The organism is Prochlorococcus sp., from assembly GCF_965655815.1.
Classification (GTDB): domain Bacteria; phylum Cyanobacteriota; class Cyanobacteriia; order PCC-6307; family Cyanobiaceae; genus Prochlorococcus_A; species Prochlorococcus_A pastoris.
In genome coordinates this window covers 1-9,284 of the sequence record NZ_CBFHHZ010000007.1, presented here as the reverse complement: position 1 = coordinate 9,284, position 9,284 = coordinate 1, and the positions used below count along the sequence as shown (strand labels likewise).

General features: G+C 29.9%; 14 protein-coding genes, 1 tRNA gene and 1 pseudogene. 13 read left to right on the top strand and 3 right to left on the bottom strand.

Going from position 1 to position 9,284, the window contains the following annotated elements; all coding sequences use genetic code 11:
• Positions 1–82 precede the first annotated feature (82 nt).
• Entirely contained in the window at positions 83–1,066 is a 984-nt protein-coding gene (locus tag ACTF45_RS08115) for an amidohydrolase family protein (protein ID WP_438949757.1), read from the top strand.
• A gap of 161 nt (positions 1,067–1,227) precedes the next feature.
• On the opposite strand, the gene ACTF45_RS08110 is transcribed toward ACTF45_RS08115, so the two are convergent.
• Positions 1,228–1,422, bottom strand: coding sequence for a hypothetical protein (locus ACTF45_RS08110; protein ID WP_438949756.1), 195 nt, complete (start codon positions 1,420–1,422; stop codon positions 1,228–1,230).
• Between the two features lie 160 nt (positions 1,423–1,582).
• On the opposite strand from ACTF45_RS08110, the gene ACTF45_RS08105 reads away from it, so the two are divergent.
• From ACTF45_RS08105 to ACTF45_RS08065, 9 genes are all read left to right on the top strand, one after another.
• Positions 1,583–1,750 carry a chorismate-binding protein gene (locus tag ACTF45_RS08105; protein WP_438949755.1) on the top strand — a complete coding sequence of 56 codons (168 nt, stop codon included), beginning with the start codon at positions 1,583–1,585 and terminating at the stop codon, positions 1,748–1,750.
• A 101-nt stretch (positions 1,751–1,851) separates the two neighbouring features.
• Complete coding sequence (locus ACTF45_RS08100; RefSeq protein ID WP_438949754.1) at positions 1,852–2,085, top strand: hypothetical protein; 234 nt, start codon at positions 1,852–1,854, stop codon at positions 2,083–2,085.
• Between the two features lie 38 nt (positions 2,086–2,123).
• Positions 2,124–2,246, top strand: coding sequence for a hypothetical protein (locus tag ACTF45_RS08095; protein WP_268741256.1), 123 nt, complete (start codon positions 2,124–2,126; stop codon positions 2,244–2,246).
• Complete coding sequence (locus tag ACTF45_RS08090; RefSeq protein WP_438949773.1) at positions 2,237–2,464, top strand: hypothetical protein; 228 nt, start codon at positions 2,237–2,239, stop codon at positions 2,462–2,464. Before ACTF45_RS08095 ends, ACTF45_RS08090 begins: the two co-directional genes overlap by 10 nt.
• Positions 2,465–2,977, top strand: a complete 513-nt coding sequence (locus ACTF45_RS08085; protein WP_438949753.1) for a hypothetical protein — start codon at positions 2,465–2,467, stop codon at positions 2,975–2,977. It abuts the gene before it with no gap.
• The gene (locus ACTF45_RS08080; RefSeq protein WP_438949752.1) at positions 2,978–3,946 is read left to right on the top strand and encodes a UBX domain protein; all 969 of its coding nucleotides are present in this window, start codon (positions 2,978–2,980) and stop codon (positions 3,944–3,946) included. It begins immediately after the preceding gene.
• 109 nt (positions 3,947–4,055) lie between these two features.
• Positions 4,056–4,460 (top strand): cupredoxin domain-containing protein, encoded by a 405-nt coding sequence (locus ACTF45_RS08075; RefSeq protein ID WP_438949751.1) that lies wholly within the window; start codon positions 4,056–4,058, stop codon positions 4,458–4,460.
• A 4-nt stretch (positions 4,461–4,464) separates the two neighbouring features.
• Positions 4,465–5,034, top strand: a complete 570-nt coding sequence (locus ACTF45_RS08070) for a S41 family peptidase (protein WP_438949750.1) — start codon at positions 4,465–4,467, stop codon at positions 5,032–5,034.
• An 8-nt stretch (positions 5,035–5,042) separates the two neighbouring features.
• A complete protein-coding gene (locus tag ACTF45_RS08065; RefSeq protein ID WP_025893796.1) occupies positions 5,043–5,255 on the top strand; it encodes a hypothetical protein in 213 nt (70 codons plus the stop codon).
• Positions 5,256–5,326: 71 nt separating this feature from the next.
• Here ACTF45_RS08065 and ACTF45_RS08060 read toward each other — a convergent pair whose 3' ends face one another.
• Together ACTF45_RS08060 and ACTF45_RS08055 are read right to left on the bottom strand one after the other, a co-directional pair.
• On the bottom strand, positions 5,327–5,566 hold the full coding sequence (locus tag ACTF45_RS08060) for a hypothetical protein (RefSeq protein WP_438949749.1): 240 nt from the start codon (positions 5,564–5,566) through the stop codon (positions 5,327–5,329).
• Between the two features lie 606 nt (positions 5,567–6,172).
• Positions 6,173–6,246: transfer RNA gene (locus tag ACTF45_RS08055), tRNA-Pro, on the bottom strand.
• A 233-nt stretch (positions 6,247–6,479) separates the two neighbouring features.
• Between ACTF45_RS08055 and ACTF45_RS08050 the strand changes: the two genes are divergently transcribed.
• From ACTF45_RS08050 to ACTF45_RS08040, 3 genes and pseudogenes are all read left to right on the top strand, one after another.
• On the top strand, positions 6,480–6,908 hold the full coding sequence (locus ACTF45_RS08050) for a Villin headpiece domain-containing protein (protein WP_438949748.1): 429 nt from the start codon (positions 6,480–6,482) through the stop codon (positions 6,906–6,908).
• A gap of 401 nt (positions 6,909–7,309) precedes the next feature.
• Entirely contained in the window at positions 7,310–7,822 is a 513-nt protein-coding gene (locus tag ACTF45_RS08045) for an adenine phosphoribosyltransferase (RefSeq protein WP_438949747.1), read from the top strand.
• A 1,344-nt stretch (positions 7,823–9,166) separates the two neighbouring features.
• Positions 9,167–9,284, top strand: a pseudogene (locus tag ACTF45_RS08040) (porin); the annotation flags it as partial.

The window sequence follows — 9,284 nt, the reverse complement described above, 5'->3', positions numbered from 1 at the left end:
TATCGTTTCAGATGAAAAAACTTTAGACAAATTGATTGAAAAATCAATAAAAAGAATATAAAAAAATAGATTTAAATATTAAATGAAACGCTTACTACTCCCACTACTAGCTGCACTTTTATCCCCCTTTGAAGTCTATGGTTATGACGGTCCTCTTTTTGATGCAATGGCTCAATTAAGTGATAGATCAGAAGATGAAAGACCAGGATTTGAAAAATCTATTTCTAGAGTGAGAGATGCTGGAATTTATAAGATTGCTCTTTTTGCCAGAAGTAGAAAATACTTAGGTGAAAATGAAAAAGCATTACTCAATTTGCATAGAAACAACAAAGATTTAATAGTGCTTGGTGCACCAAAGTATTTTTTGCATGAGAATGACATTGGCAAATCCTTCACAAAGCGAACTTTGAAAAATATTGATAAATATAAATATTCTTTTGTAGGAGAAATCTTATTCACTCATGCAGACAAGTGTAATACTAGTTCTATTGGGCGCCAGCATGAATCAGGAGAAACATATTTAGACCCATCAGGAAAAGGGGTTGCTGAATTCTTAGTGAAGGTTTCTTCAAAGAATATTCCTGTTATGACACATTGGGAGTTTTATGATTGGGAAAGAGATTGGCCTAAATTTTCTAAACTTTTCCTTGATTTCCCAAATCAAAAATTCATAATACCTCATATGGGTTTTGGGAGTCCAAAACAGGCTAAATTAATCCTTTCAACACATGACAATGTATATATGACGATATCGAAAAAAAATAAAGATAAAAGAAACATCTGTGATCCTATTAAACAATCTAAATTTGGCTCTGGATTTTTAAATGATGAAAAGCAATTAAAAGATGAATGGAAAGAAATCTTAATCGAGTATCAAGATAAATTGTTATTTGCCACTGATGCGCATAAAAAGCACCGCTGGAAAAAATATTCAAAAATAGTGAGGATTTATCGTGATATTTTAAATCAATTGCCTGAAGAAGTTTCTAAAAAGATTGCTTACTTGAATGCTCAAAAGATTTATGACATAAAAAATAAGAGAATTAAAAAAAGATTTAAATACTAGTAAACGCTTTTAAGATGGCTGATAAGAAAAAGAAAAAGAAATGCAAAAAGAAAAAATGTTCAAACTGGAAAGGGGGTAAATGTATTTGTTATGGCCAATAGAATATAGACTAGGCCCTTCGTTTGACAGTCGATCTTCAATAAGGGGTAATTAGCTCCTTCTCAACCTCTTTGAGTTCCTCTCAATAATTCTCGTAATTTTAACCTAATACTAAAAATGAAATCAGGTTGAGAAAACCAAATATCCTTATTTGTTGTTTCTACAGTTTCGTTTAAAAATTTAGCGGAAGAAGTCAAAGAATTTGCAATAATTACCCTTGATTTTGGACTTGAGTAAATAAATCCAATAATTACCACAATTAAAAATATAGAGCCTTTTAATTTAAGGGATTTAATAAACTCTTTCTTAAAGTAAACCAAATTAATTTAAAAATTAAATTCATTTTAGGAGTTGATATTTAAAGACAGATTAAATTGAAAGTCAATCTAAAATAAAAAAAGTAATAAGTTTTTAAAAATGAGTAAATTTTCCTCTCAGGAAATAGAAAGTGAATATAACTTGATAAAAACGCTTTTATCTGATCCTGAAAAGTATAATGATGCTTTAAATGCAATTAAAAAAGATATTGCTTATATGCCACTAGAACTAAAGAAAAAACTTGAAGAAGAAAATATTACCTTTTAAATGAAAAGCTCACCACTTAAATCTATTGATTAAATTAAAATTAAAAGAGCAGAAACTATATTCTTAACGATATTATGTAGAAAATTTAACCAGAATTTAAAGTGTGGGGCTCGCATTTTGAAGAAAAGAAAGCGAATATAAAGAAAAAAGTAATTCCAATGGAATCAACCAAAATCCCAAAAAGAGTTATTAAGAAACGGCTTAAAAATGTAGATAAAGCAATTGTTGAAATTGCAGAAATGAAATTTGAAAATTATGAAGAAAAAGAAGAAAAACTAGACGCGCTTGTTTTTTTAAAGAATCAAATATTGACGGAAGCGGAAGACTTACTATGAACGGAAGACTAGACAAGGTTGCAATGACAAATAAACTAATGCAGCTCAAGAGAGAACTGCACTACAAATGTGCGATTGGTGAAAAGGGAAAATGGGAATGTATAGGAGCAAACGATTATCTCAACAGAGTGTTTGATGCATTAGATGAGTTTTGGCAGTAAATACTAAAAAAAAAAGGATTGATATTGCGACTTGTTGGGCTACTAACAGAATTTCTGTTATGGATACCCTAGAAAAATATGAAGACAGTTATGCAATAGCAGAAGAATTTAGAGAGTGGATACTACATATAGGAGAAAAGAATGAAAATTTAAAAGATTCTTTTTTAAACTTCCCAAAGGAATTAAAAGAATTATTAGACCAAAAAGTCAACGATTAAATGAAACGCTTAGTTTTATTTATTGTTTTCCCACTTATAGTTGGTTTTGGAAACGATAAAGTAAGAGTATGCAAAGACCTTCAATTTGCAATAAATCAATCAAAAGATGATTATCAGCAAAAAATATTATTTGTAAATCAAAGCAAAGAATTTACTAATGAAAAAATTGCTGAAGTTTATGGAATAGATATAAAATGGAGAGACTTTTATAATAGTCCTTATAAATTAGCAAGCTTTTGTACTGAATATTTCTTACTAAAAGAATTTGATATTGCTTTATCTAATGAATGTTATTTGTTTGAAACTACCTTAAAAAGTGGAAATTATAGTGATGGTGATTTTGATTTCATGGCAGAAGAAAGAAGACAAAATGCTCAAGCTCTCAAAGAAGAATTTAAAGCCAAATATGATCCAATTAATAAACAAGCAAAAGAAGATTATTTATCAGAACAAAAAGAAATGCAGAAAATATATCGAAAGAAAAAATGCAATAAAGTCACTTATAGTTTTTAAATGAAACGCTTACTACTTCCACTACTAGCTGCTCTCGCTATAAATTCTCAACCTGTTCTTACGAATGAAGATAGAGCGAACTTTTCAGAGGCTGAAATAATTAAAGTAAATAATAAAAATATAGAAGTAATTAAATTTAAAGTGCCTGATAAGAAGTTTCCAGATAGAAATGATGTTTTAGCTCAAATTCATTTTCCAAAATATTACAAGAATAAAAAATTATCCCTAATTATTCACCAACATGGAAGTAATAGAGATGGTTTAAGGTTCGAGAAATGGGGAGGTAGAACAGACGAATGGGGGAGAAGGTTAGTAGAAAAAGCTTTAGAAAGAGGTTATGCGATAGCTTTGCTTGATTCTTTTTATAAAAGAAAGTTAAAACCTTCAGATAAAGGAAAGTTTCCAAACGGTATTTTGATTAGTGAAAAACTTAACTCGATACTATCTAAGGATGAAAGATTTGATAAATCAAAAATTTTTTACTCTGGTTTTAGTTATGGTGCAAGTCAAGTATTGAAGCTTCAAGACAAAAGGGCAAACAGCGATTTATTTAAAGCAGCAGTTGCTGCAGAACCTGGATGTAACAAAGTTTCTTTTCCATTCAAATCTAATATAAAAACTTTAATAATTAAAGGTGAAGAAAGCCACTATAACCCCATCGCATGCGAATATTATTATAATCTTGTTAAAGAAACGGGAAATCAAATTGAATATGTTTCTATACCGAAAGTAAATCATTTCTTCAGCTTTAACGGATCAATTGGAAAAGGAATAGCAGTTAATGGATGCTCAGAAAATATAGTAATACAGTATCCAGATCGGACATTCAAACTTGCAGATGGAACATCAATTAATAAAAAAGAAGCTAAAAGAAGATGTTTAACAAAGGAGTCAGGTGAAGGTACGACAAGAGAGAAATTGGATGAAGCGATAAATATATCGCTTAATTATTTTGATAAGTACAAATAAAACGCTTACTACTTAAACCGCTACATTAAATACGATTGACAGTCGATCTAAAATAAGGGGCAATTAGCTCCTTTTTTTTTTAATATGTTTATATAAATTCCTTAAGTTTATGCGTTCACTTTTATTATTGCCTTTGCTTTTAGGTTTTTCATTTCCAGCGAATGCAAAGTCAGAGACTTACTTTATTGATGTTTCAGCAGAAAGTATAGAAAACTATATTCTTAGTGGTAAAGATAAAAATGGATCTGTAAGTGGGAATGATCCTACAGTTACTGTTAATAAAGGAGATACTATTGTTTTTAATGTTGATGCGTTTAGTCATCCGTTTTATATAAAGACTGAATTTTCTCGTGGAGGCGGTGATCAAGTAACCACAGGGACATTATCAGGTACCCCTGGAACTCAAGATGGAAAACTATCATGGAACACAACAGGTGTATCAGCTGGGAAATACTATTATGTTTGTTCTCCTCATGCACCTTTTGGGATGGGAGGCTCAATTATTGTTGAATAAATAAATGAAACGCTTACTACTCCCATTACTAGCTGCCCTCGCTTTACCAACTGCTGTTAATGCTGAAATATCTGATGAATTACATAAAAAATGTTTAGAAGCACGAGATTATGCAGGATGTGTGAAAACTAATAAAAAACTATCTCATAAAAAAGATAAGGAAATATCAGGGATTGGAATAAGGCTTTTTCTCAATAGTGACACTGCTGAATTAACTATTCAATCTGTAATAAATGATTCACCTGCTGCTTCAGCTGACATTAAACCAAATGATGTAATCATAAAAATAGATGGCAAATCAACTAAAGGAATGGGTATAAATGAAGCTGTTTCTCTCATAAAAGGACCAAAAGATAAGCCAATTAAATTAGTTTTATCAAGAATTAATGAGGCAGGTAAAAAGGAAAAAATAAATGTTCGATTAGTAAGAGATACTTTTAAAGTCTCAACAAAAGACTATTTATATGAAGGTGATTTAAGGAGGCAATTAGAGTTTTTCTTTCCAGAAAATATAAAACAGATTTTTCCAGAAAATGATTCCTCGTTAAAGCTCAAAAAAGGAACTTCAATTTAAATTTCTGAATGAAACGCATACTCCTAGTTGAGCTTTTATTAGTTTTAATTACCATAATTTATGTTTCTCTAAACCCAATTTCAAGAATTTATATTGCTGATTATTTAGAAAAGATATCCTTATTTTTATTTAAAACAGTAAGTGAAGAAGATTTAAATAAGTGGTATGAGAAAAGAGATAAGTATGAATTACTTGAGAAATTAGGAGGAACTGCTTATTGATTGACAGTCGATTTAAAAAAAGGAGCTATACATTTTAAGAAACTAAAAGATTGGGAATAATTTCCTCTTAGCTAAACAGTAAACAGCGATGCAAGGCCAATAATAATAACTGCAATTTGCAAAACCATACTAGATAGAACCAAACCTTTATTACCTTCATCAATCCCATTCTTTTTAACATCATTTCTGACCAATTCAGTTACGACATAACTAGCGATTACTAATAAAACGAATGGAACGAATTGACTATCACCCCAGTATTTATATAAACCCACTAGAGCAAACATAAATGCTAAAAATCCTGTGCCCATCTTTTTAACTGTATTTACAAAGGTATAGTAATTATTCGGTAGGTTATTAACTGTAGGGAAGACAACAAGAAAAGGGAGGAAGAAAAGAATACTTAGACAAAAAAAAGACCCCTATTTCTAGAGGTCTTTTTCTGGTTTTACTAAATGAAGTGTTTCCTTGTTTCCACTGTTTCAGTAAAACCTCTCCTACACACACCTATAACTTAATTACATATATATTTTTTTGGTGAAAGGGGATAATTAATGTTACTTATTCGACACATATATCAATTATCTCTTTTAGGACTTAGTTTCATTAAAAAACACCCTAATTCTTACGAATCGGGGCGTTTAATTATCAGAAATTAGTGTGTGAGGAGTTTCTGATACATTTAGTCTACTTTAAAAAGGATTAAAGATTTGATTAATCATGATTAAATCAATTTTTTAGTATTGGAACGATTATTTGTTTATTGCTTATTTAAGTCATAGTGAGCGAGTTCAGGCAGCAAAGTTATGCAAGGTATAGCAAATCCTCGCTCAAAGCTCGCTCAGTCTCATTATTCTAAAATGTAACCAATAAAAAAGACAGGCTGGGAAACCTGTCTATAACTTGGATTCTAAGAGTCGGGGCGACAGGATTCGAACCTGCGACCTAGTGCTCCCAAAGCACCCGCGCTACCAAGCTGCGCCACGCCCCGCTCATAAGATCTTAGTTCATAACAGTCATCTATAAAAGACCAAATTGCTAAATATTTTATAAAAAATCACTTTTGAGGCTTGAAAATGAGTTTTGTCACTATTTTGTCACTAACTAAACAAGTCATTCCTCACTAATTTTTATATCAAATAGTGAGAAAAATGATAAGCACCCGCGTTGTGATTAGTTTCAAAAAAAATGTTATTTTTAAAAAGTAAATAAAAAAATTGATTAATGTTTATAAATTTATCTTCAAATAAATTTTTAAAAATTTTAAGCCTTCCTATATTTTTATATTTAACTTTTTTTGAAATAACAATACCAAGTAAAGAAATAAAAGCCAACAATAAATTACAACCGGCTACGGAACAAGATTTATATTTATACAAAGGTATGGGAGCTTCATATCTTTGTATAGCTTCAGAAGCTGGTATAGAATTTCCACAAGCTTTAGGGGTGGCTACTGCCACCTATGTACAAGTAGTTGAGGGGAAACATGGAGGAGCAGTAAAAGAATTAGGGGATGACAAACTAGAAAGAGAAAAATTATTTGCCGGAGCAGAATTTCAAATAGTTACTACTGCTATACAATATTGTCCTGATAGCGTTCCAAAAGAAGTGACTAAAAAAGTTGAAAAAATACTAAAAGAAAATAAAAAATAAATTTGTTATTTAAACATAGAGCTAAACCGACTTTCTTCATGCAATTATTTATGAGTAACTACAAGCTCCTCACTATTTGTCACTAACAAAGTAGTTCTGATCGTAGTCCTCCCAACAGATTTCAAGATCCTCACTAACTCTCACTAAATAGATTGTAATATTTAGCCTTAATCTAGTTATTGCAATACTTTTGGTTTGTATAATCGGTAACTCCCAAAGCCCCCGCGCTACCAAGCTGCGCCACGCCCCTCTAATAAGATCTTAGTTCATAACAGCCATCTATAAAAGCCCCTCTAAATAATTATTTTATAAAAACTGCTTTAAATGATTAAATCCTGCGCTTGGCTATGATATTTCTAAAGAATAATTTGTTAAAGAGAATTTAAATTCTAACTAAAAACATGGAAATACTAAATGAATTAATATCTACTTACAAAGATCATCCAAAGGAAGGAATTGATTTTAAAGATGTCCTTGAGATAGCTCAACATCCAATAGTCTTTAAAGAACTCATTCTTAAAATGGCATCGAGTAAAATTGTGACTAGTGCTGAAGCTTTAATATCAATTGATGCGCGAGGTTTTATTTTTGGATCTGCAATCTCATTTCAAGTCTCAAAACCAATGATATTCGCCAGAAAACCAGGAAAACTTCCTGGAGAATTAATAAAAAACAAATATACTCTTGAGTATGGAGAAAATTCATTATCAATTCAAAAAAGGAGTCTTAATAACTTTTGTTCTTTTGCAATTATCGACGATTTGTTAGCAACAGGTGGTACTGTAAATTGTGTTTCAAATATTTTAAAAGACAATGGCAAAAAAATTACGGGACTCTTAACCGTAGTTGAGTTGATAGAACTTGAGGGAAGATCAAAATTTGATTTTCCTGTCGAATCTTGGTTAAAATGTTAATAAAATTATTTGGAGGAAATGAGTTAAATTGTTTTCTTTTATTGATTTTTAGTATTAATGATAAATGAAAAATTTAGAGAATAAATAAAAAAATAAAAATAATAAACTATTAAATTAACCCCAATGATCCTGCTGTAAAACCGATAATTAAGAAAAATGAGAATTCTGAAAAATCTCTTGGAAGAGAATTAACAAAAAGATTTATTTGAGTCATTTTACCTTGTGCTCCTCAGGTATAAATTTCTATTTAACATAGCTATTATCATTACTTAACGAGAGATTTTCGTTTATTTTTCATTTTTTCTAAAGATTCTATATTTTTCAATCTATAGTTGAGGTTTTTATTTGAAAAATATCTATATAAAATTTTTTCAATTATGAATAAAGTTTATATAATATCCATTTTGCTATAGTAAAAAAAATATGTTTATAAATGAATTACATAAAAAAATCTCTAAGTAAACTCAACGAGAATAAATTTTATGATGAAATTGATACTAGGTTAGCTTCTGGTTGGTATGTGGACGCCTTTGAGAATAAAAAGAAGAAGCAATTTAAGACTCAAAAAGTAACTTACAAAATTTCCCGAAAAAAAAATTAAATATCAAGATAAATTTTTAAGAAATAAAATGTATTTAGAAAACAAACTAAATTAATTACTAGTTTTTTGCGAATGAACATCTTTAATTTTTCATACGATTTATATTTTTAAGAAATACTTAATCATTTATGTGATTTTAATTTTGTATTCAAAATAATTAACCCACTTTTAAAGGTAAATAGGACACTCCTCATAATAATAGCTACTGTAATTTCTCCATTTATCTAATTAGGTTTTATGAAGAGGTTGTACAACATGAGTGGAAGATGGGATATTTATTGTATTATTTCTACTCAAACCAGTTCTGATTAAGATCTAAAAACTCTAATATTGTTGTGTGATTATCAAAATCATCTTTCAGGGATACATATCCTAAAGTAAAAAGTCTTAATCTGAAATTTCTGTTTTGGACCCAAACCTTTCATTATCTCAAATGAAACTTCTTATTCAGAAATTTTGCCAAGAATTAACAAATCAAATGGCTTGCCTAGCCCTTTTTTAAAAAACAAATCATTAGCAATTGGACACAAATAATACCGGCACATAACATTGCCATAAAATTAATATTGAAACTCTATACTTGGGAACCCCTGCTACGACTTATTAATTAATTTAAATTTAGGTATCTGCCTAAAAAATAATTGTTGCAGATAGAAGAATCAAAAAATGTATCGGTCAATACTTGTGCTTTGCCATATTTATACAGTATCTTAAAGTGTCCCTAATATTGTGTGAGGCAATTTATGAAGCTTTTCAAAAGCTTGCTTGTGGCACCAGCAACTCTTGGTCTTTTAGCACCAATGACTGCTACTGCTAATGAGCTTAATTTAAAAGATGTATCTGGCTATTCTTCATCTGAAG

What these genes read in the sequence shown, in the direction of transcription:
- ACTF45_RS08115 (WP_438949757.1), top strand. Translation starts at nt 83, where the DNA reads ATGAAACGCTTACTACTCCCACTACTAGCTGCACTTTTATCCCCCTTT.
- ACTF45_RS08105 (WP_438949755.1), top strand. Translation starts at nt 1,583, where the DNA reads ATGAGTAAATTTTCCTCTCAGGAAATAGAAAGTGAATATAACTTGATA.
- ACTF45_RS08095 (WP_268741256.1), top strand. Translation starts at nt 2,124, where the DNA reads ATGCAGCTCAAGAGAGAACTGCACTACAAATGTGCGATTGGTGAAAAG.
- ACTF45_RS08085 (WP_438949753.1), top strand. Translation starts at nt 2,465, where the DNA reads ATGAAACGCTTAGTTTTATTTATTGTTTTCCCACTTATAGTTGGTTTT.
- ACTF45_RS08080 (WP_438949752.1), top strand. Translation starts at nt 2,978, where the DNA reads ATGAAACGCTTACTACTTCCACTACTAGCTGCTCTCGCTATAAATTCT.
- ACTF45_RS08075 (WP_438949751.1), top strand. Translation starts at nt 4,056, where the DNA reads ATGCGTTCACTTTTATTATTGCCTTTGCTTTTAGGTTTTTCATTTCCA.
- ACTF45_RS08070 (WP_438949750.1), top strand. Translation starts at nt 4,465, where the DNA reads ATGAAACGCTTACTACTCCCATTACTAGCTGCCCTCGCTTTACCAACT.
- ACTF45_RS08065 (WP_025893796.1), top strand. Translation starts at nt 5,043, where the DNA reads ATGAAACGCATACTCCTAGTTGAGCTTTTATTAGTTTTAATTACCATA.
- ACTF45_RS08060 (WP_438949749.1), bottom strand. Translation starts at nt 5,566, where the DNA reads ATGGGCACAGGATTTTTAGCATTTATGTTTGCTCTAGTGGGTTTATAT.
- ACTF45_RS08050 (WP_438949748.1), top strand. Translation starts at nt 6,480, where the DNA reads ATGTTTATAAATTTATCTTCAAATAAATTTTTAAAAATTTTAAGCCTT.
- ACTF45_RS08045 (WP_438949747.1), top strand. Translation starts at nt 7,310, where the DNA reads ATGGAAATACTAAATGAATTAATATCTACTTACAAAGATCATCCAAAG.